Here is a 25737-nt window from a genome sequence, read left to right as displayed (position 1 = left end):
TAGGGTTCGGCGATGTCTAAATGGTAGACGGCTTACAACCAAGGGGTATGTGAAATAATATATGCACATAATTGATTTATGTCAATACAGTTTGTTAGCCCACCAGAATATCCTCATAATTCGGTACTGCCGTGCATCGGCAACCAATCTTTTCACCAGGGTGACCACCATCAGGAGGTGTATCCCATCGAAAGGTCTGCCCATGGTGACGACGACATAATGGCCGAACCCTTTCATCCTTTGCCGTTAAGTAATCGTATGTTTCCACACCCATCGACGTCTGACGCTTCTTGTTGATAGCGCCGTTAATCTTACCCATCTGATCGGCTGCAATCAGTCGTGCACGAAAGTCCGTACTATGACCGAGCTTTTTAATTTCCTGAGCCAGATCTTCGTTGGTCTGCCCTGTTTGCAAAGCATTCATCACCAAAGCTTCTAGCTTATCGGTGTACTGAATTGGAATTGATTTAATCAAAGATACGTTTGCAGCAATCTGAGTATCAATCTCATCCTGAATATCAGCACCACGGAAAAACGGCGTCAAATCCACACCAACAATGGTCTTAGTATGGCTTGCGATCTGCTTATCCACTTCTTTACTGGTATCCATGACCACCTTAGTGGCCAAAGATACCGACACTTCCATGGTGTATTTGACCATCTTTTCACGTAATGCTGTGAATAGATCAGTCACCCAGTTATCACCAATGTTGTGACCTACCGTAGGTAAAACTAAATCCTTGGTTTGGTCTTGGCAATATTTGGAGATTACCAAAAGCTGACGTGTATAAAACAACTCAACACGGCGATTGACCTTGACTGCCTTGGGCTTAGCCTTGCGTCCTTTCTTGCTTTTCTTGATCTGCTGAAGCTGAGGCTTAAGGATCTGTATGATCGTCGTCATTTGGCTTCACCATGGTTTCCAGCAATTTGATGTGTTTTTCATCAATGACAGAATAAACGCCGTCGATATTCAGCTGACGAGCGATCTGCGGTTCAGTGATGATGCCCATATTGAGATACTTCTCATCACGCTCAGCATTGGCTTTTTCCACTTCCGCACGGACTTTCGCATCCAATTGCCAAAGCGGATTAAATACCACATCCAGTTCAGGAAATTGACGTCCAAAAGTAGACTGACAGATCACGGCGAGAAACTTCATCAAGATCGGCTTAAGGTCCCATTCCTGCTTAGTAGCAATCGAGTCGTAATAATTACGAGTGTCATGCTCACCAGTGGCATTCATGCCTGCAGGTGATTGGCCAAACAGAATCGTATAAGGGATATCTGCCGCGCCTGCCGTCTGAACAGAGAATTCACGCATCATGTCAGGCAAGCCGCCGAAACTATACGTTTTTGATTCGTACTTTTCTTCAGCATCAAGGACTAACATACCGTTTAGGCTTTTCATCAGCCCCACAGACATGAAACGTTCCATGACGCCTTTCATATCCTCTCTAATCTTATCGACCAAGTTCGGCGTTTGAATGACGTCAATCTTCGACTCATGAATAAGGCTAGCAGATCCACGCTTTACACTGGCATGGTCAAGAAGATCCTCATAGACTTCTTGCAAGATGCTTTGAGGCTCTTCATTGACCACATCGGCATGAGCAATACGAATCAAGCGAGTATGATGAATGCGCTTTTTCGCTTCATTCCCCATTTTCATTTCGTAAAATTCAGGCTGTTTTAGCAGCCCACAGCATGCCGACGGTGGCAAATAGCTATTTTTATCCGCCGTGATGTATTTCTTTTTCACGACTGTGAAGAATTCCAAACGACCTTGGCCGAGTTTGGAAATATCTAAAGGTTGATCTAAGGCAGCGCCGTCAGCCGTTCCAAGCAGGATATACACAACGCCGTAGAGGCGAGACAGGATTAAGCCTGATAAAAGCACATGCTCTAAGTGAAATGCCTTACACGCTTCTTCAAGGCGTTTTAAATCATCACCTTGAATGCCTTCATAGAACCATCCAGCTCGAAGCATGTCAGATGCAGGACGATTGACAATACGGCGTGCAAGCCAGTTTTGATACACCGCTTCAAGTTGATCATCGTCAATGTCTTTACGGACGAACTTGCCACCTGTGGCTTTGTCACGCTCGGTACCAATATTGGATACCAAGTTGGTATATGCACCAGCATCACCAATAGCGTTGATTGCCTGTTTTACTGCATCTGCTACAAGCGTTTTAATTTTACCGCCTGTATCAGACTTTTTATCTTTAGCCATAAATACCTCTAATCAAATACAGTCGGCTTTTTCGCAAGTGAGTCATTAATCGCATCGATAGTAGGGTCCCATTGGTCATCATGCTCATGTGTGAAGTCGGCTTTAAGACCCTCGATTTCTTCAACATAATTCAATAACCACGGCGCACTCACAGGTAGAACAACACGGCGATCTTCAACATAGAACACCACATCCATAGTACGAGTCAGCTTGTCTGTATCACGCTGAATCGCTTTGATCGGTAATGTGGTTTCACGCGAAATGTTTTGGATCAACATCGTTCCAGATGCTTTATCCTCAATGGCCATGTATCGAAGCTTGCCGATCTTGGTATTGCTTTCCTTATGCTTATTGATGAAATCCTTGGCTTCCTTCATCAGCTCAGGTGCTTCCCATTTTCCACGGCGTACGTCGATGATGTACAGACGATTGTCATAACCAAGCCCTGCACATAAGAACACTGAATAGTCGTTATGCTCTTTGGTTTTTTGCGCCGTATCTGCCCATATTGCACGCCACTTGAGTACTGGTAACTCATGGTATCGATCGAACCATTCAGCCTTAACAAGGTCACCACCAAGCTTTTTAGGCTCTTGCTGGTACTGACTGCTGAACGTATAACGTGACACTGTAGCGCCGTCTTTATCCTGACCGCCCTTCTCTAACTGCAGTAATGACTGTAAAGACTCTTTCAGTGGCCAATAACTCTGACGCCCTTTCTCGTCACGCTCGACATCACGTGGCACTTTACGGCGTATATGCTCAGGCAAGGTATTGATGTAAGCATCATCAATCAGTGCCGGTATCGAGATCTGATGCCATTTCCCTGGCACGTTGCCAGTCATCACAAAGTTAGTCGGATCCTCAACGTGTAAACGCTGCATAATCAGAATAATCGGTGTAGATGATTTGGCTTTACGTGAGTTGACCGTGTTCAGAATCTTACGATTTGCCTTGTTACGTGCCGTCTTACTAAATGCATCTTCAGGCTTGAGCGGATCGTCCAGGATAATCGCACCAGTAAATCCAGCATCTGCCAAAGTACCTGCACGGCGGCCCGTAACTTGACCACCCATCGAAGCGGAATAAACATGTCCCGCTTCATAGCCGTCTACAGTCGTTTTCCAGCTTGCCTTAGCATCGGTACTAGTCGAGATCTTCACAGGCCATAAGCCTTGAAAATCTGCCGATTTCACAATGTTTCGCGCCGTAGATGACACATCTTCTACAAGTGATTGCGAGAATGATAAATACAAGAACCGTGAACGCTGGTTTCGAGCAATACCACGTGCAATCAGATTGGTCAGTAGTTCAGTCTTACCCGAACCCGGTGGAACGTTAATGACTAAATTTTCAATGCGACCAGCAATGACTTCATCAATTGCCCATGCAATATATTCATGGTGCCAATTAACTGAGAACTTAAACCCCATACGAGGCATGAAAAAACGGCGTGTGAAAAACAAATGTTCACGTTCGCATTTCTCACGTTCAATCTTTATCTCAAGCGGTCTAGTATTTACTTTCGAGTTCATCTAACACCTGCTTCACTAATTCAGGGCTAGCATCCACGTAGGTAACATTTTCGCTTTGTAATGGTCCACCACCTGCGCCAGTCAATTCTGTTTTATTGGTGTACTTGCCACCGACATCTTCAGCCACCTGTTTAAGAATGGTCAGCTGTAAAATCGGATTGCGTTTGTTCTGTGGGTTATTCAGCAAATTCTCATAATGACGTAAGCGCACGGCGAGATTTGCCAAGGGCATTTCATCTGTGTTTTTACGGAACTGCTCCCGGGTTTTATAAAACTCATCAGCTAATGCTTTACTGAGGTTTTGCCCTGTCCGTTTGGTCGGGTCGTATGCCTCACACTGCTGACGTGAAATAGTGATGCCAAACTCTTGTTGGACAAGCTCAACGGTTTCAGTAGGTGTATTCCACTGCGCTAAGCTACGCACGATAAAGAGTTTGTGCTTTTGATTTAGCGTTGCCATTGCTCTTTATCCGTCCAACTACGTCCAACTTAATGGACAAAAAAATTTAAACGACCTTCAGAAGGCAAGTACCACACGCATGGTAAATATCGGCTCTTGAAATTTCAGGTCGCTGTTTCGCTGCATCAATCATGATTTGAACTTCTTCGCTTGCACCATAACGGCGTACCACACCAGTGAATTCCTCCACGTCATGCCCTTTGATCTCAATCTTTGGTAAACCTGTTTCACGGTTAAATTGTGGGATACCCCATTCATCACGCTTATGTGCGATGTGGTAAAGCTCATGCTCAACCAGTGCACAAAATGCAATATCATTCGCCACTTGGGCAAATTTGGCATCAACCGTAATGAGATATTCAGGAACTTGACCAAACCATTGTTCAAATTGTTCCTCTTGGCGTGCTTTCTTCCATCCACCCATATTGATCATGACTTTTTCAGCTTGACCAACGACAAAACGCCCCTGTTTGATAAATCCGCCGTTTGCCCACATCACGGCGATCTGTGGCCAGTAAAATGAGTCCAGGTGAATATGATCAGGGTTAAACACTTCAGAATGTTCATTTAGGAATACAGCTTTAATCCATGCCCACAGTTCGGGTGCTGGGATAAAGTTAGGCGTATCTAAATCGAATATTTCTTTTGGTGGGTGTGGTCGAACTGGTATGGCTTGTCCGACTTCATTGCTCATTGCAGTACGTTCCGTAAGTTTCGGATACGCTCTTTCAGCTCAATCATGATTTCATCAATGGCAATCATCTGATGACGCTTAAGACCAGAACGGCTGAGGTTTTGATATTTCGCCAGCTCCGCACAACAGAACTGTAAATCTTGTTTAGCTTGCACACGATCTGTCATATAAGTCCCTACCGCGTTAATACAATATTTCAAACAAAAGAAACCCCACTAACAATTACGTTAGTGAGGTTTAGTGCCGTAATAAGTTCGGCAAGTACTTCAAAAAGGGCTTGCTCTTACCTGCGAGCCCTTTAGGTTGGCATGGTGCAAATACATGCATGCGTTAGAAATTCAAGTTAGATGTTAAACATCCAGGTTTATTGAAAGGAAAACGCAATTCCGTATTTCAACTTGAACACTTCCGTATTGCTTACGGTTACAACCCAAGATCACATTAACACCCCTTTAAACTTGAAAAATAAAGTTAATGTAAGGGAATTTATTTATCGCTTTAACTTGCTAATTCAATGAACGATTAATTATGTTAATAATTTAAATGGCAAAAAAATACCTCCTGGGTGAGGAGGTAAAATTGAAGAACAGGTTAGGTCCTGTGCATAAATAATATTCGGTTTCTAAAAGCGTAGCATTAGCAATAAGTTACAATATTATATTAGAAGAATTCATTAACCCGAAGATTTTAATTCAAGCTGTCTATCATCTTGAGTAATCTTAATTTTAATATTTTGATAAGTACGCTTACTAGGATTCATAGCGGATCCTACTACCTCTTCAAAAAACCTTCTATCTTTCATTAACTCTGCATATAGCTTGTAGCCTATCAATATTCTTTCAGGTTTTTTATTATTCGCTAATGTTTCTTTAAAAATATTGTTTAACTGGTTTACATCTAACATAAATAAAAATAAGCTCTAAATTTAAGAAGCCCATTATGCCTTATTCAAAAGTTCAAACAATGACAACTGCCTGTTATTAAAGCTTTCAGAACAAACAAACGGTTAAAACACTATACTTCGTAACTTTATCACCAAAAAAAAGAAATATTGATAACAAAAAAGCCCACCACTGGCGAGCTTTTAAAATAACTTAGTGCATCAACGTACACTTCGGTCACTATAGCACAAATATGACATAACCCTTGCGCAAGGTCAAACATTCATTATTGTCTTTGAACAGTATGTTCGTTAGTATTTTAGGTAACTTCATCTCGCTGCCCAATGATGTCTGATTATAAGCTAACATTAAGTGAATATTTATCTACTGTTCAAGAAGTTATAAGGGTCACCTTTGATGAATCTGTTTGGGTCAAAGCAGAGATAAGAAATTTAAATATTAAAAGCGGACATTACTATCTTGAGCTGGCTGAAAAAGAGGAAGGTTCAGACAAAGTGATCGCTAGTTGTAAGGCCACTATTTGGAAGTCTTCTGCTCAAAAGATGGTTCTAAAGTTCGAACGTGAAAGTGGTATTGAGTTATCACGAGATCTTAATGTTCTGATAAAAGTTAAAGCCAAGTTTGACCCTCAATATGGTTTCTCAGTTAATGTAGAAGATATTGATTCAAGATTTACGTTAGGTGATATAGCACGGCGCTATCAGCAGACATTAGAAAAATTACAAACCGAAGGTCTTGCAGATAAAAATAAACAGCTACCTACGCCGTTTGATATTCAAAATGTCCTGGTCATTGCACCTGAAAATGCTGCAGGTTTAGGCGATTTCAAAAAGGATGCTGACGCATTAGACAAAGCCGGTGTCTGCCATTTCGTTTATCACAGTGCAACTTTCCAAGGCAATACAGCGCCAACAAGTATCCGAGATTCTTTAATAACTGCCCTTAAGCAATGGGTCAAAGATTATGAAGTTGCCCCTGATCTCATCGTTCTTATACGCGGTGGTGGATCTGTAAATGATTTAGCATATTTAAATGATTTTGATTTGGCAGCTCTGCTTTGTAAGCGTTCCGTCCCTATCTGGGTCGGTATTGGCCATGAAAAAGACCGAACGATTCTAGATGAAATTGCACATCGATCTTTTGATACACCCAGTAAGGTCATTGGAGGTATACGTAATTTGATTGTAGAGCGTGTCCAAGATGTAACTGATTCTCTACAAACTATTAAGTTGTTATCTCAGCATCAGATCACGGCGTATCAAAGCCAGAATGATCAATACATAAAGTCAATCAAGACACTGGCGAATAATCAAATTAGTTTAACTAATCGAAATTTAGACTTAATTAAAGACACCACTCAATATTTAGCACAGCAACAGGTTAAGCTGGCTTCTCAGCAAGTTGAATCTCTCATACGCGAAACATTACTTCAGAATCCCAAAAATGTTATGGCCAAAGGTTTTGGTATCGTCCGTAGCCAAGGCAAAGCCATACGTTCTATTCAACAAATATCAGGTGATAGCATTCAAGTAGAATTACAGGATGGTATTATCAATGCCAATGTGACTCAGGTATCAAGCAATGACTAAGAAAGAATTAACGTTTAAAGAAGGCTATGAAATTCTCAAAAAGAACGCCGAGCTGCTTGAGTCTCAAGATGAACCAGATATTGATAATTTGATGAAAATTGTTGAAGAATCGATGTCAGCATATAAAGCCTGTAAATCACGTGTAGACGCCGTTCAACAAGCTTTGAATGAGACATTTAAGGATTGAAATGCATAATTCACTTGAAAGCTTCTTAAAAAGAATATCTTTTTTCCTTATTTATTTACCAGCACTCATTTATGGTTGCCAAATTGCTTATTTTTCAGGAATAAGTGAACCGTTGGGAATAGACATCTCATCCTTAGGAATGAATTATTTTGAGGTTTCATTTTTTGGTTATTTAAATCTATCTACTACGTTTTTAGATAATTTAAATAAACTAGTATTATTAATTGCATTTTCTATGTTGTATTTAGCCATAGCATTTTTATTACATGTTTTGGCGATTCACCCTTCAGAAAAAGAAAATGAAAAATTCAGAGTTGATGCACTATTATCTAGTTTTGAATTTCAGAAACCGATTATTTACTCTAAGTTTGTCAAAATGGTAAATTCATTTTGGTTTACTACTACTATCTATTTCTTTATATTTATCTTTAGTCTATTGCTCATTCTTACATTCTATAATAAAGGTAAAAAAGATATTATTTCTACTGTTGATAAGATTAAGACATCTGAAATTTGTGAATACACTACTGGTTATATCAAACAAAATAACGAACAATTCAGAGTCAAACCTATTCTGTGTGGTAACTATAAATGTTATGGAATTAACTTAGATAGACTTGAAGTAATCACTTACCTCCCTGAAAACTATAGTCAATTTTTAAATATCCCAAATAAATTTAAATAAATTAATACTTCAAGAACGGTTGATTAAGCACCTTATTTGGTGCTTTTTTTATATCCAACAAATCCATACCGACTATGCAAAGCAGCTAAACCGCACTTAACATCCATTCTTGAATCTGCTTGAGTACGATTTTCACGTACCATTTCAGACCAAGAATTCCCATAAAAATAACGATCAATGATTGCTTCCATCCAATCATCTAAAATTTCAGATTGTCCCTGCATATCTAATATTAAACGCTGTACGGCGCGTGCTTCATTATCATCAATCTGACACACAATTTTTGTCTGCTTTAATTTTGGTAATTGATAATCACCAGTCAGGAAATCAACAATGATTTTTGATTCCTGTAGATCGGTCAGTTTTTTCTGTTTTGTTTTCTTAGTGGCATGATCCATGGCCACTGCAATCGGATTAATACTTTGGCTACATGTACCACTAACTGAATTCATCCATGCGCCGAATTGATGTAACCATCCTTCTAAATCAAAACGTGACCAATCTATTGTTTGTAAAATATGTTGTTTCGTTGCCTCTGCTACAACCATGACTATTCCCCTACCATCTTCTCAATTTGTTGTATTGCTAAACCTGATTTCACTTGTTCTGTACTAAACCGTATTACCTGGTAACCCATCATTGCTGCTGAGTTATATTTTTCCATGTCACCGATATACCCCTTGCCCCTAGTGTGACGTCCACCACTCCATATACCGCCTTCAACCTCTATGAGTATTTTTTTGTCGATCAGGTGAAAATCCGCACGCCATTTGCGTTTGGGATGGAACCTAAACTCTCTCTCAAATTCGATTCTGTGCGCCTTAAGTTGTAAAGCTAATATCGACTCTCCCATACTTTCAATTTGCTTATCACGGCGCGGAGATTTTGACTTAAGTACATTTTTACTTTTTGAGCCGTACAAGCTTTTATATTCAGCAAGGGAAATACTTGTCATACTGATTTTCCAAAAACGATATCAGCAAATAATTCCCTTGCTGATTTGCTCAATCTGAATCCCTGGGGAGTTTGGCCATCCTTTTCCACGAGCCCCCAATTCGCTAGTCCATTCAAATAACGTTGCAGGCTACGGATTGAAATTCCCATGTTCGGTTGAATCTCATCGAAAATTTGTTTCACAGAGATTCTTCCATTCGTTGAAGACATGATTCTCAAGATCATCAGGTTTGTAATCGTGCGATCAGCTTCAGTCACGCTACACCTCCCATTAAAACGCCGTTAAAACCTACCTGTTTCAAATAGGATTCCCATTTTTTCGCCTGTTCAGGTTTTTCAAGTTTCATTGAGATACGAGCTGCAAGTTTTTCATAGGACTCGCCTGGCTCAGCGTACTTACCAGCAAACTCTGGATGCTTAGCTAATTTCTGAGCAAACACCTGAATCTGTTTGTCAGTGAGGTATTTTGGTTCTGCAGTAGAATTTAATTTCTGATGGCCATTGGAATTTGAATACTTGGTGCGGTATGCGTTGATCAACCAATCTGCAAAATGGAAATTCATCAGTTCATCACAGAGATTCTTTCCAGCGTTGTAAATTTCAAATGCACGTTTTTCACGATCACCCCAAGTTGCGTTCATGAGCATTTCAAAATCCAAATCGGGATCAGCCAAAAAAATTTCTTCACGAAGTTTTTTGAAGCAAAGCCACCCTTTTTTATTTTTAGATTCTATTGAAAGATTCTTTGAAAGATTCCGTGTCCCAACGTTGGGACCCTTTAACGGAATTGTTGGGACTCTTTCATGGAATTGTTGGGACTGTTCCATTGTTGGAACTGTTCCACTGTTGGGACTCTTTAAATCATCATTTTCAGTATTAAAGGGTACCGTTGTTGGGGCTGTTTCACGGCCATTTACACCTATTAATTGATAGACTTTAACTTGTTTAGTTCGGCCTTTGCGTTCACCAGTATCTGCAATTAATCCATCTTCGATTAGCTCATCGATGATTTTAAGAACAGTTTTACGGTCCATTTCTGTATCTTCAACCAATCTGCTCATGCTTGGATATGCACAATGATCTTCACTGGCACGATCAGCAAGTGAGAGCAATACTAATTTTTTAAGGGGTTTTAAAGCTCCGCCTTTTTTGGTGGGCATTTCAACTTTCCATGCCCATACACTTGCATCCAAGCTCATGGCTTAACTCCCAATTTTACAAGGCCGCGCACTTCCAGCTGACGGACAATCCGAGGTTCTATAAAATCGTTGTTGATTTTGTAGCGAATTCTTGATTTTTCTTTGACTTGAATGAGTTGAGCGCCATTCTGCATTTGATGGCGTAGAGCTATGGCTTGCCCCCCCATTTTGGTTGTGTGCTCGAGGAGATAAAATTTCTCTTGTGCCTCAATTGCAGCATTCATTTTTGATAAAGGCATTGCTGCAAGCTCTAAAGCGGTATAGATCCGAACGGGATCTAGTAAATTAATAATTCTTTCTTGAGCGATAAAGGTGGTTTTAAGTTTCTTGCTCATTCATCACCATCCTTTGGCTTCACATAACTGCCAAATGCCATTACTTGATCTGCTTTAATTAAGCTTGAGATAACTTTATGTGCTAACCACATCGTTATACGAAATCGGTATGCCATCTTTAGAGCGAGTTCTTCTTTCGTCACTGCAGCATTGTTTTCGCTATAGCCGCGTAGCTTGAGGTTCGTTTGTTTAACTAGATAAACTTCATTTAACAACTGCAGTGTCGGCTCATAGAATGACTGCACACCTTGTTGCTGTTTATAGTCAGGTTGCTTTTGAAATTCAGTATTCATGAAACCTCCGCTAATGCCATTTCAGCATCTGTTAAACGACGCTTGACCAATACTTCTGTCACTGTTGCTGTACGCACAAGATGATTGAGTGCAAAGTTATGGTTGCCATCCAGTAAAACCCCACCGCTCTGTACTTTGTGAACTGTCATCAAGTGGCCTGGCTTGTTTGGATCGATAAATACAACGACATCACCAGCGAGGAAATCTATGTCTGGATTGTTTTGAACAACTTGTTGTGATAAATTTATTTTCATATTCAATACCTTCGAATGTTTTGAATTACTAAAAGCCTGACCTTGACCGTCAGGCTTTTTCGTCTACGCAAGCATGAATCTGTGAATCAAGCTTTGCTAAAAACAAATGAAGTTGATGAATTACTTTGGACATATCCATTGCTTCACCACGTGTAATGCGACCATCAGCCATCATTTCTCTGAACACTTCACAAACGTCACCACCACCCTTGCCAATACTTAAAACAAGGTCTGTTAGCGCCGTGTCTCTGCATTCAGGAATTTGAGGCAGATCTATTGATACCTTTCCATGATCTGCATTAAGAGCATGCAGGATCCTGAAATCCCCAGTAATTGCAATTAGCTTTGATGCTTCAGCGAGCGTTAAGTGATGTGTATCCGTATTAGGATTGACTTTGCTGTTGAGTACAGCTGGGCTTTTAATTCCGAGGCGTGGCGCAAGTGCATTTGCTCCACCTGGATAATCGTGAACTGTGTTGTATGCAGCATCAGTTATGTTCATTCGTATTCCCTTTGAACGTGTTTTTAGGCAGATGCTTTATTAAAATTATTATTAGTACGCTTGATAGGTTCTAAACCTTTGGCTAAATCCCTAATTTGATATTCACGTGCTAAAGGAATTTTATGTTCAGACCACTGACTAATCGCTTGAGAAGATACATCTAGCTTTTCTGCAAGATCAGTAACACTGCAATTTAATAACTCTAGTGCTTCTTGTTTCGTCATATATTCTGCCCAATAAGGTAACTTTTCTTACTTTATTAAACAACATAAAACTTACCTAGTCAAATGGTAAGATTGCTTACATATAACTTGGTAAAAATTTATGGAAACTCTTGGTAGCCGTTTAAAAACACTTAGAAAAAATAAAAAAATTACTCAGCAACAATTGGCTGATTCTATCGGTGTATCTAAAACGTCTGTAATTTATTGGGAGAAAGATGACAATCTTCCTAAGCATGATAGTCTCATGGCGCTATCTAATATTCTCTCTGTATCCCCTGAGTTTTTAATATCCGGAACTAATCCAAATAGTATTGATTCTAATGTTTCCTTACCTTTTGTTGTTACTGGTCGCCTGGTTCCAGTTATTTCATGGGTTCAAGCTGGATCTTGGACTTCTGTTGACGCCGTACCTAATGGGACTCAATTCGAGGAATGGTTACCACCCAATCCAAGGTGTGGAAAGAATGGATATGGATTAGAAGTTGTAGGTGAATCCATGATGCCTGACTTCAGACCAGGCGATAAGATTTATGTAAATCCTGATTTTCAAACGGCGGATTTGAGAACCGGTGATCTTGTAATCGTTGCTTGTGAGGGTGATGCTGAGGCCACATTTAAAAAACTAATATTAGAAAGCGGTAATGTTTACCTTCAACCTTTAAATCCAAAATGGCCTGAGCAAACAATTGCTTTAGTTGATGGCTGTAAATTGGTTGGTAAAGTTGTTGGGTTGTATAGAGACGTATAATTTTTTTGGGAGGGAAATCTTTTGAATATAAATAATGTTATTTTTCATCAACTAGAAAAGAAATCTGAAGAACGAGGTCCTGAAACTGTCTCTGAGGATTATGCAGATGAACTACTGTCTCCAAATGATCCAATTGTTCAAAAGTTTTGTAAAGATATAGTTGATTCATATCGAACCCATAATCCTATTTGGGGTAATATTGATCAAACTAAAGCTTTTCACACATTACTTGAAGGTCAGAATTCACCTGATCCATCAGATTTTGTTCAATTTTCAAAAAATGTAACTGATCTTATCAAAACTGAACTGTCCAAATCTATAATGGGTACTGGAGGCTTTATTCTTATATTGAATTACACCCATTCTGAAATAGATTGGCTAATGGTAATTATGCTTAAGAATGACGAAGGATATGGTTTAAGCGAATTATTAACTTTAGAAAAACGAAAATATCTTAATTTAAGAAAACTAAATGAGTCTGCACGAGTCAATATAAAGCAATGGTATGATAATATTAGCTTATCAGATGAAGATAAAGGAAACTGCCTTTCATTTATGAAAGGTAAAAAAGATGAAGATGTAACGGAGTATTTTCGAAATGCTCTAGGTTGTATAGGTTATCAAAGCAGTAATAAAAATACTAAAAATGTAATTAAAGCTATAACTGATTACATGGAAGAGAAATCATATCCAGCAAGCGTAAGGGACTCTATCCGTGATAGTATGTATACGTATTTTTCCACACAGCACAGTGCGGATCTTGAAGTTGACTTAGTTACAATATCAAGAAAAGTTAATGCTGAATCTCCAGAAGATTTTACCAGCTATTTATCTGAAAATAATATAATGATTGATTCTTCATTTAAACCAAGTGAAAAAAATTACAGGGGACTTCAAAAAATTTCATTTAATATTGGTGAAGTAAAAGTAAGCTTTACATATGATGATTTAAATGGAAATGTAGTTTTAAATAATGAAGGTTTACTGATAAAATCAATACCTACTCACATTATCAATGAGATAGAAAGTTACAAACCAAGAATCTCCCCTCCTCCAGCGGGCTAGTCCTATGCAAAGTTCAACTACTTTCGATGGCGTGAGAATATATGTTAATTTAATTAAATTAACTAAAAACATTAAACATCCTTCTCGAAGGACATTACAGGGCTTTATCTCCAAGGAAGATAAAGATGTTGCTAATGAACATTTGGAAAGTCTAAAAAATTATATTAATTCTTCATCTCAACTATTTCCATTTTTTGATGATGAAGATGGTGAAATTATATTTAAGCTACCAAGCTTTTATAATTTTTCATTAAAATCAATGTTAAACGATCATCCATCATTAAGAAATAATTTAATTTCAGAACCCACTTATTTCCAAGATATTGATTACATCTACTCTCCCTTAGATATTAGTCAAATAGACTTGATTGAAAATGGAGAAATCAAAAACTACATAAAAAATGTGAATATTTATTTATTACTGAAGACTCAGTCTGATCATCAGACCACTAACGGTTCAAATGAAGAAACTTTATATTTTCTAGGTAAAAAAAAGTTTTCCATAATCAATAATCTTTCATCTGTAAGCCCAGTAGACTTAGATACAATTTTAGCTTTTAAGACTTCTTATATTGAAAGTCAAATACATAAAGATGCGATAAACCATATTATAAAAGATAGCTTAATTAATTTTTATTCTAATCACCATGTAATTTCAATAAATCAGGTTTGTAAGGACTTTAATAAAATATATGATGTAATAAAGAATAATTATGAAACATACATGTCAGAATTTACTTTTTCTAAAGTTAAAAGAGAAGTAGAAAAATTCAGGACTGAAAATATTATACGCATAAACAAAGCATTCTCAGATATTCAAATGCAAATCGTGACTATACCAGCATCAGTAGTTATTGTTGCTGCAAATTTCAAAACAGCCAAAGAGTTTTCACTAAAAACTAATAGTGTGATTCTTTTTGGTGCAGTATTTTTTGCAATTGCAGTATATTACATATGTGAGAATCAGAAAGACACCCTTATAAACATTTATCATGAAATTCTCTCACACAAAGACGAACTAGAAAAAAATCCTCTATTTGTTCCTGATAACGATATATTAAAAAATTACACCTTTTTAATTAATCGCTACGAAAAGCAAATAAAAAATTTAATGAAAATCAAATTTGGAGTCTTAATATCAGTATTACTTACCATTATGATTTATTTAAATCTAAATTCTGAATATACATGTTTAACCAAAAACATATGGTTTTTAGAAATTTTCTGGTGTTCTCCTCCTAAATTTTAATCATCATGTGTTTTATTTAAGATTCCTATGCGTCATATTAATATTGATTACTCTAATTTCTAAAATTGCCACTTTAATTAACTCACCCTTGCTTGTAGTCGTATTAAATTAATTAATTCTAGAAAACCCACCCCTGCGGTGGGTTTTCTTTTATGTAGGCAAATTTAACCAACCCTTCAAATGTCACTTTTGAACGAATAGTATAAATTTGGATATATACATCAAAAAGGTTGACTTAATGAAATACTTACTTGGTGCAACATTGCTTGGATTGGCACTTACAGGCTGTACTTCAACACCTCAAAAAATTGTTGCACAAAATAATGTTACTAATAACACCCCTGCTAATACCCAAGTGATTTATTTCACTGGTCCAATGGATCTTACGCTTGAGCTTAAGTCTTCAGACAACTTTAAAACTGCAGAATTAGTAGATAACTCAGGTAAAGTTCATCACTTAAAGCAAACTGTTGCAGCGTCAGGTGTACGCTTAGCTAATGAACAAGGCGTATTAATCCATTTCAAAGCTGGTGACGGCGTAGTTGAATTAGTACCAGGTAAGCCAATCAGCATTACTGAGTTCAAGAAGCAATAATTTATTTCCCTCAAATCGACCCACCTTATGGTGGGTTTTCTTTTTTTAAAAACCATATTTCCCCTGATATTATGAACTTAAGACTTTGTGCCAACATTGATCTTAAAAATATAAAGGATAAAATTATGATCGAAGTTTCTTTGATAGATATTTCCAAAGGCGTTCAAGAGCCTTTGTATGCTCACGAATTTGAAATACTGCCCCGTTTTGGAGAGTGGATAAATATAAATGGTTCGATTTTTGAGGTTGTGATGGTGATTCATCATCCTTCCGATCAATCTGGCCCGGATCTATATGTAAAGCATCTAGGCAACGATATTGATTTAATCGACCATCTGGTCCGTGAAAACGCAACTTAACTTTTGATAAGTATTCTTCTGTCAAATCATCAGGATTAGTAATAAGCACACCAATCAAATGAGCGTTTGGTCTTTGCCCAGCCTTAAGGGTAATTAGCTTATTCTTGCTTGTAATTCCAATCATAGCCAACTCCAAACAACCCACCCCAGCGGTGGGTTTTCTTTTGTCTAGTATAAAAGAAAAAAAACAAAATAGTAAGTTTAATTACCAAATGTGTTGACACCAAAGGTAAGATATCTTACCTTTGGTGTCACAAACAATAAAAAAGCACACCAGGAGGTAAGGGATCTGATGTGCTTTTGCAAACTGCGAGATCAATTATGAATCTAAATTTCACCCCATTCAATACCGTCGCCGTAAGTTTATTGGTATCTAGTGTAACGATTGGTGCATTAGTCTTCACTAAACAACCTCAAGCGACTGATTTAAAGCTTAGCTATTCAAGCTATGTGCCTAATCAGACTGCTGTAGCTGCTCTTAAACTAACATCTGAAACAACTGGCTATGCTGTAATTCGACTAGATGAATACACTCTTGACGTGTCATTTGACTATGAAAAATTCACTAATGATTACGGCGTACCTGGTAGTGAATATGACGATGCAATGATTACCTCATTGACGATCGATAAAGTTCACGATGTTTTAGGTAATTCAGTATCAGATTTCACTGATCACAACGACCATTACAACATTAATCAAATGTTGATAGCTCACATGCATAAAAATCGCATGTTGGGAGGTGTGTGATGGCCCTACCCATCATTGAAGCTAACCAAACATTATTGGTTCAAGCCATCATCGTATATCTGTATGCGGATCCAGGCTTGGGTAAAACCTCAATTGGATTTACGGGCGACAAAGCTATTTCATTCGACTTTGACAAAGGAGCACATCGTACGGGTGAGTTACGTCGCGGTGCTGTTGTTCAGGTACAGCAATGGTCAGATGTAGCAAATTTAACGCCTCAGGATTTGGCGCCATACAACACAGTAGTCATAGACACTGTTGGTGCAATGCTAGAGAGCATAAAAACACATTTGGCTTTGAACAATACCAACAAACAAAAAGATGGTTCACTGAAATTAAAAGCTCAAGGTTTGGCGAACAATATATTCAAACAATATGTGAACACGTTGATTGCTTCAGGCAAAGATGTAGTTTTTATCGCTCACGCATCTGAGGATCAGAACGGCGATCAAGTTGTATATCGCCCAGACCTTGGCGGTAAGAACCGTAATGAGCTTTACCGTATTGCAGACATTATGGGTTATTTAACGACTGTGACCACAGGTGAAGGTAAAAACGCACGTGTCATTAGCTTCAAGCCTTGCCCTACTCATCACGCCAAAAATGCAGGTGGTCTAGGTGGTGAAACTGGTGAAGTGTGGGTACCAGATTTAAAGCAAAATCCTACATTCTTGGCTGACATCATCAAAGCTGCTAAAGACCACATCAATACAATGACACCCGAACAGCTGGAAACGATCAAAGCAGATGAGGACCTTGAAAATTGGAATCAAAATTGTGCTGAAGCACAACATGCTGGGGATCTAAATCAACTTACTGAGTCATTACCTCAGGGCCATCGTTATGTGATGGATATGTGGTACGCCGTTCAACGTCGGGCTAAAGAACTAGGCTGTCCCTACAACAAAGATGATAAGAAATGGCTCAATCCACCTGAATTTAACGGCATTACAAATGAGCAATTAGCTCAACTACAAGACTTTATTGCAGAACGTGGTTTAGACACTAAAACGGTTTGTGAATATTTAGGTCTAGATGCCTTGGCTCAAATTGAAGCAAGTCAATTAGTTGCAGTTAAGAAAGACATCGAAAAATTAGCAAAAAATATGGTGACTAGATGAAATTTAACTATTCCTCTATCACCCGGACACTCACAGTGTTCGGGGCGAGAATGACCCATATTTTTGAAAATGTAGGTATTGGTGAAATTGAAAGCCTGGTCATCAATGCAAAATTTAAAGAAGCAACTTGGAGAACGAAATGAGCTCTGTAAAAGAAATCCAAAAAGAAGAAAACGAGCAACGCTTGCAGAAAGCTAAAAACAAAGTCATTGCCGCTTTGGAAAAGGATCCGCTTGGTTTGTCTATTGCTCAGCTTATGACGATCTGCCAGCTCAGCATCAAGACAGTTAAAAATGTTTTGTCAGTGATTGAAGTTGACCAGGAAGACGGTGTGTTCTTTTTAAAGGGTAAACCTAAGGATGAAATCAGCCATAAGCCACAAGTCGTTCCAATGGAAAAACCAACCACTGTGGCCAAACCTGCAGGAGAACCAGCTGCCATTAATATAAGTGAAGCATTCCTGAATCTGCTCAAGGACTTTCCTGCAGGTTTAAATAAAACTGACATTCAGGCTGTATTAAAGATTTCGGACAAGCAGTTTTCAAATCTGACCTACAAATTTACCCAGGCCAAAAAAATCGAACGTTCAGGAAAACTAGGCAGCTATATCTACACACTGCCTAAACCTGAGTCTAATCAACCAAAGATTGAACCTGAACAACCAGTATCAGAAATCATTGAATTCCATACACCTGTGGTGGCTGATTCAACCCAATTCGATACACCTCAGATCATTGAGCCTGAGCCACAACCAGTTAAGGAAAACAAAATGCCAGCTTCAAATACACCAGTTTTAAATGCCCTAATGAAATTGGCTGAAACACAAGTTATTCAAACCCAAACACTGGAACTCACTCAGGATCAGATTGGCCAAGCCTTAATGGAATACTTTGACTTTAATCGTATCGAATGGACCACAGATGGTGAAACCCTGGTGGCAACTATGGTTAAAACTGAAGAAATGGTGGCGTGATGGGAAATATAACTATTTCTGAAACTCGGGAATTAATGAAGGCAGTTGAAAAAATTGCAGTTCGCCCAGGTGATGTCACTCATAAGGATTTAATGATAGCGCCTGCCCTTTTTAAAAAACTCATGGAGGATCGCACCAATGGTGTGATCTCTATCCAAGTCTTAATTGATGGCAAACCAATTGTTATTGAGGCGGCAGTGTAATAATTGAGAAAACAGAAAATCCGCTGAATCTTAGCTTGGATCTGATTAATAAAATTTTGCCTGAGCTTCAACAGCAATTTGACAATTTTGAACATGATCCATTTGCAATGAAATTTGGTCTTACACTTGAAGAATCAGGTGTGGGTATCGAAATTAAAATCAAGACTGGTGAACAATACAGCTACAGCCTGGAACAGTTAAAAAATCTGAAAGCTGAATTAGAAAATCCACTGGTGCAAAGTTTACAGGAGGTATCATAATGGCTTTAAAAAGTTTTAAGAATATCAGTGAAGATGAACGTTCTAAATTATTAAAACCATTTTTAGATGCACCAGACGATCAAAAGTTTGGCCAAGATTTGGTAGCGTTGTATTTAGATTGTTCACCTTGGACATTAGCAAGAATGCGCTGTGATGGGTCTGAACTCCCCTACACCAAAATTGGTCGCCGAGTTGCATATAGAAAAGCTGATGTATTAGCATTCGAAAAAAGCAGAACCGTCACCTGCACAGCTCAATACGCATAAGTTAAAAAGGCAGGTTTACCCTGCCTTTAATTGCTTAAGTCTTTCATCCCATACACTTTCATAATTAAAACAATCAATTCTCCCTTGATATACAGCCTCAATCATATTCATGGATGCTCTTAATTCCTCCATCGGGATTTGTACATACCCACCCGTGACATCTAAACGTGGTCTTGCAGTATGATTAAGCAGTCGTTTAGTGACATAGATATTAAATCTTAGCAAATTACATATTGTCGCGAAGGTGCGTCTAAAATCATGCATCGATACATAAAAGTTAACCTGAGCACCTATTTTCTTGAGTGCAGTATCTACAACAGTAGCGTGAATATTATGAGAAGTTGGGATTTTAGTCGCTGGGAATACCCAATCATTTTCTTTTAGTAAGTATCTTTCTTTAAGTATGGATAGTAAGTGGTCCCCTACTGGAAATTTATGATTAGAACCATTTTTCGTATCTCTAAAAATAACTATACCTTCTTTAAAATTTACATCTTCCCATTTAAGACCGCAGACTTCTTGACGACGGCAACCGGTATACATGGTAAATAAAATGATATCTCTATGCGTATTGGATCGTGCTGTATTTTCTAGATTAAGCTCATCCTCATAATTTAGAACGGCGTTGTAGTATTTATGAATGATACTTTTATCTAAATGCCTATTACGACTTTCAATCTTATTCCAGCCTTTAGTTACGGCAATAATATCTACCGGATTGCTTTTTAAAATTGGGTTTTCATCGGTCGAATACAGCACATGAATATATTTCCAGACCGTGCCAAGCAATGAAATTGCACCATTGGCTGATGACTTGCTGAGCTCAGATACTTTGATAAATTTGTCCAGGACTTCTTTTTTTGTTATTTCAAAGAGCTTACGATCTGACCACTTTAAGTATAAATCAAAGTATTTTTTATACTGCCTAATTGTTTTAGGTTTAAAATCATTTCTATCGATATAAATCTTTAATGCTTCATCGACAGTGATATTTAAAAAATTATTTACGCTAACTTTTTCATTAGGACTAATGTATTCCCCATTGGAGATTTGAGCCAAAATCATTTGGGCTTTTGCTCGAGCAGAATTTACAGATATTTCGTTCGCTTTCCCAATCACTACTCGATAAAGTTTTCCCTCGTGTCTCCGTTCTACAATATAGGATTTTGATTTAGTAGTGACTCGAATCGCAAAACCGATCAAATCTGTATCTCTAATAATTTTTTGACCAGAATCCGTCAATGGGATAGCATCAACATTAGACTTGTTGAGTTTCATGATTAATCCAATAAACCTGTAGTAAGTTTATTAAATCATGCTTCTCAACAGTCTACAAATAGTCTACACGTTAATTTTTAAGAGATTTATAGAACCGTTAAAATTAATATAAGTTGTTAATAAATATAAAATTTTAAGTTAATCTTCATCCACAATGGTGCTATAGAAAAAGTAGAATCCACCTAACCTACTTTGGATTGGGAATGTTTGGTGCATATTGAACCGTGCTTAATTTCGAATAGAACTATAATATTATAAAATAGATAATGAATAGTGATGAGAATGAGTAAGGCAGCTCAAGGCTGCCATTAAATTAATTCAGTGCGATGACTTTAACTAAGATTGTTTGTGATTCTTCAAAGTCATCAAATATTTGCTTTCGATTAAGTTCTTTTGACTTCACTTTAAACTCATGATTCTGGTACTGAATGACTGATGGAATTGAATCGAAATACGCATAGTCTGCCTCGATGGTTTCTTCAAACAATGGAGTGCCCAATTGATAGTCTTTGCTCTTCAGCACCACATATTTCACAGTCGTTTTCATTTCATACTCTTTTATTAACGCTTTATTTTTAGTTATATCACCTTTTGAAAAGTGTTCAATCAAAAATAGAAACGTTTGACTATAAAGGACTCAATCAATTATTTTTTAACGCCTTTAAGCTTAATTAAAGCAACATGACAAGCATCACCACAAAGAAAAATAGCAAAATAAGACAATAAATATATATTTTTTGATAACTGGTTAACATTTATATGGATTCTATGCTAAATTTAGCATATACAAAAACAACATCTATTTAACTGGTTGATAATAATGAAAGTTCAATTTATATCTATTCTTACTGCTCTTTCACTGAGTGGGTGTATCGTTGTATCCAATAAACCAAATGCAAGTTCTGCAAAAGCTTATGCATCTAATGTTATTGATTTTAAACCTTCAGAAAATGCCAAGCGAATTGAAACACGTGGTCAGGTGATTTGTGAACCGTTAAAACCATGTACTGAGTTAACATTTGATTGGAAACAGCAGAGCAATAACTTATTTAGAGTACATACAAATCTATTTGATCGAAAATCTTTTGATATCAAGCAAGTGATCTTCACGCTAGATGGTCAAACTTATCCTTATACAACTTTAACTCAAACCAATACACGATCAGTCAACAATTCAGATCTCATTAACTCTACAAATTACATTGATGTACCAATGAATTTTGTCGTTATGTTTGATCAGTCTAAATCTATCGATATTGCTGTAGTGACAGATCAAGGTGCTATTACGCATAGCATTTTAAAAGATGGGCATGCATCGTTTGCCTATCAAACATTTAAAAGTGGCTACCAACAATTTAAGCAAAAGTAAAAAAAGACCCACTATGGGTCTTTTTTTAATCATCGATACAAAACTGCAACGTGTTATTAGACTGCTAGGCATTTCATTTTTTAGAAATTTTCGTTAGATTTAACAAATTGTGTACACAGTTATAATAAACAAGACAATAGGTAAAATCATGAAAATCAAACTAGCGCTTATTTCAGCATTGGTTGTATTAACAGGTTGTGCAGGAAGTTATCCAGAACGTGTTGTAACCAAAGGACCTCTCATCTGTGCTACTGATGAAATTTGCCCTGAACTTGCACTACGTTGGAATGATGAAAAGCGTAATGGTTTTAAAATAACTGCAGATGTAAATGACACTGTACAGCACGATATAAAACAATTGAACTTTATTGTTGATGGTCAGCCTTATGTCTATTCAACAATTCAACCAACCCAATATGCAACTGTGGCAGGTGTAACAAATTCATCTAATTTTATTATCGTTCCTGTAAGTTTTTTAAACTCATTTAGAGACGCAAAACAAATTGATCTAAAAATTGTGACAGCTAACGGCGAAGTGACTCGTCCAATCTTGCAAGCTGATGGTCAGAAATCTTCTGCTTACTTAACCTTTATCAAAGGTTATACAGGTCAAACTATCGAATAAATGCATTATTCATTAAAAAGCCAGTTCGTTGAACTGGCTTTTTTTTAAGACTTACAACTTTTTTGATAACTTGTTCCTAAATCTTGGAATGATCGATCAAAAGAATTTCTCATTTTTCTTGCAAACAATGCTTCTTCCTTTGCTTTAGCCATATGAATATTCTTTTGTGCTAATCGTTCTAAAGCATTTAACGCATCTGCATATTCACAAGCTCTTTGAATGATCAACGAAATATTCTGCTTACTATCGACCGATTGATGTAATCGAATTTGACTCGCCTCAATCTCGTTATAAATTGACTTCACTTCAATATCAAACTGAGATTGCGTTAAGCCATTCGCATAACTATACGATAATCCACATAAGACCATCGCCCCAACCAATATCCTTATTTTCAATTGAATTCCCCATAAAACGTTCAATTGCAATTTTAAAATTATATTAAAAAGCCAGATCAATCATCTGGCTTTGACATCATACGCTTTTTTACTTCGGTTAAATTGGCTCAAATGGCGCAACAACGTCGGCATTTTGGGCACGATGACGCATAAAGTGATCCATTAACACGATTGCAAGCATCGCTTCAGCGATTGGTGTCGCACGAACACCCACACAAGGATCGTGACGACCTTTAGTAAGCACATCCGTATCTTCACGATTAATCGTAATCGTTTTACCTGGTGTAGTAATAGAAGCAGTAGGTTTTAGTGCAATTGATACACGAATATCTTGACCGCTTGAGATACCGCCTAATATACCACCAGCGTGATTCGCTAAGAAGCCATCAGTTGTCAGTTCATCACGTGTTTCATGACCAAATTGTTCAGCCACGCCAAAACCATCACCAATCTCTACACCTTTAACCGCATTAATTGACATCATCGCATGTGCGATATCAGCATCTAAACGGTCGAAAACAGGTTCTCCCCAGCCTACGGGTACTTTTGAAGCAATAATTTCAAGTCGTGCTCCACAGCTTGTTCCTTTTTCACGCAAAGACGTCACAAGTGCTTCAAAACGTGGTACAGCATCTACATCACCACAAAAGAATGGATTATTCGGCACTTCATTCCAATCTAGTTTTTCTGTTTTTTCAGTTCCGATTTGTGTTACATGCCCACGGATTTCAATACCAAATTTTTCAAATAAGAATTTTTTAGCAATTGCACCCGCTGCGACACGCATCGCTGTTTCACGTGCGCTTGAGCGACCACCACCACGGTAATCACGGAAACCATACTTTTGTGTATAAGTATAGTCTGCATGACCTGGACGGAAAGTTTGTGCGATATTACCGTAATCTTTAGATTTTTGGTCTGTATTACGAATTAAAAGACCAATGGATGTCCCAGTGGTTTCACCTTCGAACACGCCTGAAATAATTTCAACCTCATCTGGTTCTTTGCGTTGTGTTGCAAATTTAGAGGTACCTGGTTTACGACGATCTAAGTCTATTTGTAAGTCCTCAGCTGATAACTTCAGACCTGGTGGAACTCCATCTACAATCGCCATCAAACCAACACCGTGAGATTCACCACAAGTTGTTACACGGAACAATTGTCCAATACTATTGCCAGCCATGTTCAACAACTCCTTTATACTTGAACAGATTGAATGAATAAATCACGATATTGACGGCATTGTGCTGCAGTCAGTGCAAAAATACCTGACCCACCACGTTGGAATTGCAACCAGTAGAAATCAACAGTATTAAAGTTTTGCTTCATCGCCCATTCTGAGTTGCCCACTTCAATGACGATTAAACCATCTTCAGTTAAATAGTCTGCGGCTTGAGCCAGCATTTTACGCACAAGATCCAAACCATCTTGACCCGCTGCCAATGCCAACTCTGGCTCGTGATGAAACTCATCTGGTAAATCTGCCATATCTTCAGCATCGACATACGGCGGATTAGAAACAATTAAATCATATTGATTTTCGGCAGGTATTTTAGCGAAAAGATCAGATTCCAATAAAGCGACTTGATACTGTTTATTGTGATGCTCACAGTTGATTTGTGCAACTTCAAGGGCTTCTTTTGAAATATCAGTAGCATCGACTTCAGAATCAGGGAATGCATATGCCAAAGCAATCGCGATACAACCAGACCCAGTACACATATCCAAAATACGCTGTGGAGTTTTAGGATTTGGATTCACTGGCAAATTATTGACCGCCTCACCCATTTCACCATTTTCAGTCAAACAATAAGGTGCAAAACGATTTTCAATCAGCTCAACGATTGGTGAGCGTGGAATCAGTACACGCTCATCGACATAAAATGGTTTACCAAAGAAATAAGCAAGATTTAATAAATATGAAGTAGGAACACGGTCATTGATACGACGTTCGAGTAAGCTCAAGAATTCCGCAACTTCGCTTGGCAGCAATTTTGAGTCTAAAATCTCAGCATCGGCATTCCAGTCCAGTGACAGAGTTTGTAAAACTAAAGCAGAACTTTCAGCAAAATAATCTTCAGTACCTTGACCTAAGTGTGCATCGTATTGACGTAATGCTGTAACTCCAAAACGAATAAAATCTCGAATAGTTGTTAAGTTTTCAGCGGCTTCCTGTAGATGTTCAGGGCTAATAGTCGGTCGATCCACTTAAGGCGTCTCCAAGGTCAAATTTTTAAAAACGGTCTATGATACCTTGTTTTGTCCTATTAATAAAAAGTTCTATCCGTGTTATTCGGCAAATTTGTATTGAAAATTTGAATAGTTAGAATTATCTATTGAATAAGGTCTACTCATTCAAGTTTTAAAATAGCGAGAAAGTTGATTAAAACTAACGATATTGAAAATAATCGTGTATACTCGAAGCCAA

Annotated in this window: 37 protein-coding genes; 16 read left to right on the top strand and 21 right to left on the bottom strand. The window is 37.9% G+C overall.

Features of this window, described 5'->3' with window-relative positions:
* Positions 1-94: 94 nt before the first annotated feature.
* From AC1M9C_RS02465 to AC1M9C_RS02435, 7 genes are all read right to left on the bottom strand, one after another.
* Positions 95-904, bottom strand: coding sequence for a phage head morphogenesis protein (locus AC1M9C_RS02465; protein WP_481953158.1), 810 nt, complete (start codon positions 902-904; stop codon positions 95-97).
* Complete coding sequence (locus AC1M9C_RS02460; RefSeq protein WP_481953157.1) at positions 879-2237, bottom strand: DUF1073 domain-containing protein; 1359 nt, start codon at positions 2235-2237, stop codon at positions 879-881. Before AC1M9C_RS02460 ends, AC1M9C_RS02465 begins: the two co-directional genes overlap by 26 nt.
* 8 nt (positions 2238-2245) lie before the next feature.
* Positions 2246-3772: a phage terminase large subunit gene (terL, locus tag AC1M9C_RS02455; RefSeq protein ID WP_481953156.1), complete on the bottom strand. Its 1527-nt coding sequence runs from the start codon at positions 3770-3772 to the stop codon at positions 2246-2248.
* A complete protein-coding gene (locus AC1M9C_RS02450; RefSeq protein ID WP_168396906.1) occupies positions 3750-4232 on the bottom strand; it encodes a DUF2280 domain-containing protein in 483 nt (160 codons plus the stop codon). The genes terL and AC1M9C_RS02450 overlap by 23 nt, the downstream gene beginning before the upstream one ends.
* Before the next feature lie 46 nt (positions 4233-4278).
* Positions 4279-4926: a putative metallopeptidase gene (locus AC1M9C_RS02445; protein WP_481953155.1), complete on the bottom strand. Its 648-nt coding sequence runs from the start codon at positions 4924-4926 to the stop codon at positions 4279-4281.
* Positions 4923-5093: a hypothetical protein gene (locus tag AC1M9C_RS02440; protein WP_171319224.1), complete on the bottom strand. Its 171-nt coding sequence runs from the start codon at positions 5091-5093 to the stop codon at positions 4923-4925. Before AC1M9C_RS02440 ends, AC1M9C_RS02445 begins: the two co-directional genes overlap by 4 nt.
* A 506-nt stretch (positions 5094-5599) precedes the next feature.
* Entirely contained in the window at positions 5600-5830 is a 231-nt protein-coding gene (locus AC1M9C_RS02435) for a hypothetical protein (RefSeq protein WP_481953154.1), read from the bottom strand.
* Between the two features lie 324 nt (positions 5831-6154).
* On the opposite strand from AC1M9C_RS02435, the gene xseA reads away from it, so the two are divergent.
* Genes xseA through AC1M9C_RS02420 form a run of 3 tightly spaced genes read left to right on the top strand, consistent with a single transcriptional unit; the run spans position 6155 to position 8289 of the window.
* A complete protein-coding gene (gene xseA / locus AC1M9C_RS02430) occupies positions 6155-7417 on the top strand; it encodes an exodeoxyribonuclease VII large subunit (RefSeq protein ID WP_481953153.1) in 1263 nt (420 codons plus the stop codon).
* Positions 7410-7604, top strand: a complete 195-nt coding sequence (gene xseB / locus AC1M9C_RS02425; protein WP_481591012.1) for an exodeoxyribonuclease VII small subunit — start codon at positions 7410-7412, stop codon at positions 7602-7604. Before xseA ends, xseB begins: the two co-directional genes overlap by 8 nt.
* A 1-nt stretch (position 7605) precedes the next feature.
* Entirely contained in the window at positions 7606-8289 is a 684-nt protein-coding gene (locus AC1M9C_RS02420) for a hypothetical protein (RefSeq protein WP_481953152.1), read from the top strand.
* 32 nt (positions 8290-8321) lie between these two features.
* Here AC1M9C_RS02420 and AC1M9C_RS02415 read toward each other — a convergent pair whose 3' ends face one another.
* Genes AC1M9C_RS02415 through AC1M9C_RS02375 form a run of 9 tightly spaced genes read right to left on the bottom strand, consistent with a single transcriptional unit; the run spans position 8322 to position 12050 of the window.
* On the bottom strand, positions 8322-8837 hold the full coding sequence (locus AC1M9C_RS02415; protein ID WP_481953151.1) for a hypothetical protein: 516 nt from the start codon (positions 8835-8837) through the stop codon (positions 8322-8324).
* Positions 8838-8839: 2 nt separating this feature from the next.
* Positions 8840-9244 (bottom strand): DUF559 domain-containing protein, encoded by a 405-nt coding sequence (locus tag AC1M9C_RS02410; protein ID WP_481953150.1) that lies wholly within the window; start codon positions 9242-9244, stop codon positions 8840-8842.
* The gene (locus AC1M9C_RS02405) at positions 9241-9501 is read right to left on the bottom strand and encodes a hypothetical protein (RefSeq protein WP_481953149.1); all 261 of its coding nucleotides are present in this window, start codon (positions 9499-9501) and stop codon (positions 9241-9243) included. The genes AC1M9C_RS02410 and AC1M9C_RS02405 overlap by 4 nt, the downstream gene beginning before the upstream one ends.
* Positions 9498-10442 (bottom strand): helix-turn-helix domain-containing protein, encoded by a 945-nt coding sequence (locus tag AC1M9C_RS02400; RefSeq protein WP_481953148.1) that lies wholly within the window; start codon positions 10440-10442, stop codon positions 9498-9500. The genes AC1M9C_RS02405 and AC1M9C_RS02400 overlap by 4 nt, the downstream gene beginning before the upstream one ends.
* Positions 10439-10777, bottom strand: coding sequence for a hypothetical protein (locus tag AC1M9C_RS02395; protein WP_179998047.1), 339 nt, complete (start codon positions 10775-10777; stop codon positions 10439-10441). Before AC1M9C_RS02395 ends, AC1M9C_RS02400 begins: the two co-directional genes overlap by 4 nt.
* Positions 10774-11070 carry a hypothetical protein gene (locus AC1M9C_RS02390; RefSeq protein WP_481953147.1) on the bottom strand — a complete coding sequence of 99 codons (297 nt, stop codon included), beginning with the start codon at positions 11068-11070 and terminating at the stop codon, positions 10774-10776. Before AC1M9C_RS02390 ends, AC1M9C_RS02395 begins: the two co-directional genes overlap by 4 nt.
* Positions 11067-11324 (bottom strand): hypothetical protein, encoded by a 258-nt coding sequence (locus AC1M9C_RS02385; RefSeq protein WP_481953146.1) that lies wholly within the window; start codon positions 11322-11324, stop codon positions 11067-11069. The genes AC1M9C_RS02390 and AC1M9C_RS02385 overlap by 4 nt, the downstream gene beginning before the upstream one ends.
* 49 nt (positions 11325-11373) lie before the next feature.
* Positions 11374-11826 carry a phage regulatory CII family protein gene (locus tag AC1M9C_RS02380; RefSeq protein WP_481953145.1) on the bottom strand — a complete coding sequence of 151 codons (453 nt, stop codon included), beginning with the start codon at positions 11824-11826 and terminating at the stop codon, positions 11374-11376.
* 23 nt (positions 11827-11849) lie between these two features.
* Entirely contained in the window at positions 11850-12050 is a 201-nt protein-coding gene (locus tag AC1M9C_RS02375) for a Cro/CI family transcriptional regulator (RefSeq protein ID WP_481953144.1), read from the bottom strand.
* A 100-nt stretch (positions 12051-12150) separates the two neighbouring features.
* Here AC1M9C_RS02375 and AC1M9C_RS02370 point away from each other — a divergent pair, with 100 nt between their 5' ends.
* The 11 genes from AC1M9C_RS02370 to AC1M9C_RS02320 all read left to right on the top strand — a co-directional run bounded on the left by AC1M9C_RS02370 (position 12151) and on the right by AC1M9C_RS02320 (position 19639).
* Entirely contained in the window at positions 12151-12798 is a 648-nt protein-coding gene (locus tag AC1M9C_RS02370; RefSeq protein WP_481953143.1) for a LexA family protein, read from the top strand.
* Between the two features lie 21 nt (positions 12799-12819).
* Entirely contained in the window at positions 12820-13863 is a 1044-nt protein-coding gene (locus AC1M9C_RS02365; protein ID WP_481953142.1) for a nucleoid-associated protein, read from the top strand.
* Positions 13864-13867: 4 nt separating this feature from the next.
* Positions 13868-15112: a hypothetical protein gene (locus AC1M9C_RS02360; RefSeq protein WP_481953141.1), complete on the top strand. Its 1245-nt coding sequence runs from the start codon at positions 13868-13870 to the stop codon at positions 15110-15112.
* Between the two features lie 238 nt (positions 15113-15350).
* Positions 15351-15707 carry a hypothetical protein gene (locus tag AC1M9C_RS02355; RefSeq protein WP_481953140.1) on the top strand — a complete coding sequence of 119 codons (357 nt, stop codon included), beginning with the start codon at positions 15351-15353 and terminating at the stop codon, positions 15705-15707.
* A gap of 125 nt (positions 15708-15832) precedes the next feature.
* The gene (locus AC1M9C_RS02350) at positions 15833-16066 is read left to right on the top strand and encodes a hypothetical protein (protein WP_481953139.1); all 234 of its coding nucleotides are present in this window, start codon (positions 15833-15835) and stop codon (positions 16064-16066) included.
* A gap of 321 nt (positions 16067-16387) precedes the next feature.
* Positions 16388-16816: a hypothetical protein gene (locus tag AC1M9C_RS02345; RefSeq protein ID WP_481953138.1), complete on the top strand. Its 429-nt coding sequence runs from the start codon at positions 16388-16390 to the stop codon at positions 16814-16816.
* Positions 16816-17937, top strand: a complete 1122-nt coding sequence (locus AC1M9C_RS02340) for an ATP-binding protein (protein WP_481953137.1) — start codon at positions 16816-16818, stop codon at positions 17935-17937. Before AC1M9C_RS02345 ends, AC1M9C_RS02340 begins: the two co-directional genes overlap by 1 nt.
* Positions 17938-18076: 139 nt before the next feature.
* Complete coding sequence (locus AC1M9C_RS02335) at positions 18077-18910, top strand: hypothetical protein (RefSeq protein WP_481953136.1); 834 nt, start codon at positions 18077-18079, stop codon at positions 18908-18910.
* Positions 18910-19113: a hypothetical protein gene (locus AC1M9C_RS02330; RefSeq protein ID WP_481953135.1), complete on the top strand. Its 204-nt coding sequence runs from the start codon at positions 18910-18912 to the stop codon at positions 19111-19113. Before AC1M9C_RS02335 ends, AC1M9C_RS02330 begins: the two co-directional genes overlap by 1 nt.
* Positions 19114-19148: 35 nt before the next feature.
* Positions 19149-19373 (top strand): hypothetical protein, encoded by a 225-nt coding sequence (locus tag AC1M9C_RS02325; protein ID WP_481953134.1) that lies wholly within the window; start codon positions 19149-19151, stop codon positions 19371-19373.
* A complete protein-coding gene (locus AC1M9C_RS02320; RefSeq protein ID WP_481953133.1) occupies positions 19373-19639 on the top strand; it encodes a helix-turn-helix domain-containing protein in 267 nt (88 codons plus the stop codon). Before AC1M9C_RS02325 ends, AC1M9C_RS02320 begins: the two co-directional genes overlap by 1 nt.
* Positions 19640-19654: 15 nt before the next feature.
* Here AC1M9C_RS02320 and AC1M9C_RS02315 read toward each other — a convergent pair whose 3' ends face one another.
* Positions 19655-20917: a tyrosine-type recombinase/integrase gene (locus tag AC1M9C_RS02315; RefSeq protein WP_481953132.1), complete on the bottom strand. Its 1263-nt coding sequence runs from the start codon at positions 20915-20917 to the stop codon at positions 19655-19657.
* Positions 20918-21230: 313 nt separating this feature from the next.
* On the bottom strand, positions 21231-21464 hold the full coding sequence (locus AC1M9C_RS02310; protein ID WP_035270711.1) for a hypothetical protein: 234 nt from the start codon (positions 21462-21464) through the stop codon (positions 21231-21233).
* 273 nt (positions 21465-21737) lie between these two features.
* Here AC1M9C_RS02310 and AC1M9C_RS02305 point away from each other — a divergent pair, with 273 nt between their 5' ends.
* Together AC1M9C_RS02305 and AC1M9C_RS02300 are read left to right on the top strand one after the other, a co-directional pair.
* Positions 21738-22286, top strand: coding sequence for a hypothetical protein (locus tag AC1M9C_RS02305; RefSeq protein WP_481587484.1), 549 nt, complete (start codon positions 21738-21740; stop codon positions 22284-22286).
* 148 nt (positions 22287-22434) lie between these two features.
* Positions 22435-22911, top strand: a complete 477-nt coding sequence (locus AC1M9C_RS02300; protein WP_481587485.1) for a hypothetical protein — start codon at positions 22435-22437, stop codon at positions 22909-22911.
* Between the two features lie 44 nt (positions 22912-22955).
* Here the strand turns inward: AC1M9C_RS02300 and AC1M9C_RS02295 are convergent, their stop codons facing one another.
* The 3 genes from AC1M9C_RS02295 to prmB all read right to left on the bottom strand — a co-directional run bounded on the left by AC1M9C_RS02295 (position 22956) and on the right by prmB (position 25517).
* The gene (locus AC1M9C_RS02295) at positions 22956-23309 is read right to left on the bottom strand and encodes a hypothetical protein (RefSeq protein WP_179998066.1); all 354 of its coding nucleotides are present in this window, start codon (positions 23307-23309) and stop codon (positions 22956-22958) included.
* A 97-nt stretch (positions 23310-23406) separates the two neighbouring features.
* On the bottom strand, positions 23407-24492 hold the full coding sequence (aroC, locus tag AC1M9C_RS02290; RefSeq protein ID WP_481587486.1) for a chorismate synthase: 1086 nt from the start codon (positions 24490-24492) through the stop codon (positions 23407-23409).
* 14 nt (positions 24493-24506) lie between these two features.
* Positions 24507-25517, bottom strand: a complete 1011-nt coding sequence (gene prmB, locus AC1M9C_RS02285) for a 50S ribosomal protein L3 N(5)-glutamine methyltransferase (protein WP_035263595.1) — start codon at positions 25515-25517, stop codon at positions 24507-24509.
* Positions 25518-25737: the final 220 nt, after the last annotated feature.

The sequence above is a fragment of the Acinetobacter sp. 24-47-39 genome (assembly GCF_056783825.1).
This window is presented reverse-complemented; position numbering and strand designations above follow the sequence as displayed.

Coding starts and splice junctions, on each gene's coding strand:
- AC1M9C_RS02465 (WP_481953158.1), bottom strand. CDS start 904: ATGACGACGATCATACAGATCCTTAAGCCTCAGCTTCAGCAGATCAAG.
- AC1M9C_RS02460 (WP_481953157.1), bottom strand. CDS start 2,237: ATGGCTAAAGATAAAAAGTCTGATACAGGCGGTAAAATTAAAACGCTT.
- terL (WP_481953156.1), bottom strand. CDS start 3,772: ATGAACTCGAAAGTAAATACTAGACCGCTTGAGATAAAGATTGAACGT.
- AC1M9C_RS02450 (WP_168396906.1), bottom strand. CDS start 4,232: ATGGCAACGCTAAATCAAAAGCACAAACTCTTTATCGTGCGTAGCTTA.
- AC1M9C_RS02445 (WP_481953155.1), bottom strand. CDS start 4,926: ATGAGCAATGAAGTCGGACAAGCCATACCAGTTCGACCACACCCACCA.
- AC1M9C_RS02440 (WP_171319224.1), bottom strand. CDS start 5,093: ATGACAGATCGTGTGCAAGCTAAACAAGATTTACAGTTCTGTTGTGCG.
- AC1M9C_RS02435 (WP_481953154.1), bottom strand. CDS start 5,830: ATGTTAGATGTAAACCAGTTAAACAATATTTTTAAAGAAACATTAGCG.
- xseA (WP_481953153.1), top strand. CDS start 6,155: ATGTCTGATTATAAGCTAACATTAAGTGAATATTTATCTACTGTTCAA.
- xseB (WP_481591012.1), top strand. CDS start 7,410: ATGACTAAGAAAGAATTAACGTTTAAAGAAGGCTATGAAATTCTCAAA.
- AC1M9C_RS02420 (WP_481953152.1), top strand. CDS start 7,606: ATGCATAATTCACTTGAAAGCTTCTTAAAAAGAATATCTTTTTTCCTT.
- AC1M9C_RS02415 (WP_481953151.1), bottom strand. CDS start 8,837: ATGGTTGTAGCAGAGGCAACGAAACAACATATTTTACAAACAATAGAT.
- AC1M9C_RS02410 (WP_481953150.1), bottom strand. CDS start 9,244: ATGACAAGTATTTCCCTTGCTGAATATAAAAGCTTGTACGGCTCAAAA.
- AC1M9C_RS02400 (WP_481953148.1), bottom strand. CDS start 10,442: ATGAGCTTGGATGCAAGTGTATGGGCATGGAAAGTTGAAATGCCCACC.
- AC1M9C_RS02395 (WP_179998047.1), bottom strand. CDS start 10,777: ATGAGCAAGAAACTTAAAACCACCTTTATCGCTCAAGAAAGAATTATT.
- AC1M9C_RS02390 (WP_481953147.1), bottom strand. CDS start 11,070: ATGAATACTGAATTTCAAAAGCAACCTGACTATAAACAGCAACAAGGT.
- AC1M9C_RS02385 (WP_481953146.1), bottom strand. CDS start 11,324: ATGAAAATAAATTTATCACAACAAGTTGTTCAAAACAATCCAGACATA.
- AC1M9C_RS02380 (WP_481953145.1), bottom strand. CDS start 11,826: ATGAACATAACTGATGCTGCATACAACACAGTTCACGATTATCCAGGT.
- AC1M9C_RS02375 (WP_481953144.1), bottom strand. CDS start 12,050: ATGACGAAACAAGAAGCACTAGAGTTATTAAATTGCAGTGTTACTGAT.
- AC1M9C_RS02370 (WP_481953143.1), top strand. CDS start 12,151: ATGGAAACTCTTGGTAGCCGTTTAAAAACACTTAGAAAAAATAAAAAA.
- AC1M9C_RS02360 (WP_481953141.1), top strand. CDS start 13,868: ATGCAAAGTTCAACTACTTTCGATGGCGTGAGAATATATGTTAATTTA.
- AC1M9C_RS02355 (WP_481953140.1), top strand. CDS start 15,351: ATGAAATACTTACTTGGTGCAACATTGCTTGGATTGGCACTTACAGGC.
- AC1M9C_RS02350 (WP_481953139.1), top strand. CDS start 15,833: ATGATCGAAGTTTCTTTGATAGATATTTCCAAAGGCGTTCAAGAGCCT.
- AC1M9C_RS02345 (WP_481953138.1), top strand. CDS start 16,388: ATGAATCTAAATTTCACCCCATTCAATACCGTCGCCGTAAGTTTATTG.
- AC1M9C_RS02340 (WP_481953137.1), top strand. CDS start 16,816: ATGGCCCTACCCATCATTGAAGCTAACCAAACATTATTGGTTCAAGCC.
- AC1M9C_RS02335 (WP_481953136.1), top strand. CDS start 18,077: ATGAGCTCTGTAAAAGAAATCCAAAAAGAAGAAAACGAGCAACGCTTG.
- AC1M9C_RS02330 (WP_481953135.1), top strand. CDS start 18,910: ATGGGAAATATAACTATTTCTGAAACTCGGGAATTAATGAAGGCAGTT.
- AC1M9C_RS02320 (WP_481953133.1), top strand. CDS start 19,373: ATGGCTTTAAAAAGTTTTAAGAATATCAGTGAAGATGAACGTTCTAAA.
- AC1M9C_RS02315 (WP_481953132.1), bottom strand. CDS start 20,917: ATGAAACTCAACAAGTCTAATGTTGATGCTATCCCATTGACGGATTCT.
- AC1M9C_RS02310 (WP_035270711.1), bottom strand. CDS start 21,464: ATGAAAACGACTGTGAAATATGTGGTGCTGAAGAGCAAAGACTATCAA.
- AC1M9C_RS02305 (WP_481587484.1), top strand. CDS start 21,738: ATGAAAGTTCAATTTATATCTATTCTTACTGCTCTTTCACTGAGTGGG.
- AC1M9C_RS02300 (WP_481587485.1), top strand. CDS start 22,435: ATGAAAATCAAACTAGCGCTTATTTCAGCATTGGTTGTATTAACAGGT.
- aroC (WP_481587486.1), bottom strand. CDS start 24,492: ATGGCTGGCAATAGTATTGGACAATTGTTCCGTGTAACAACTTGTGGT.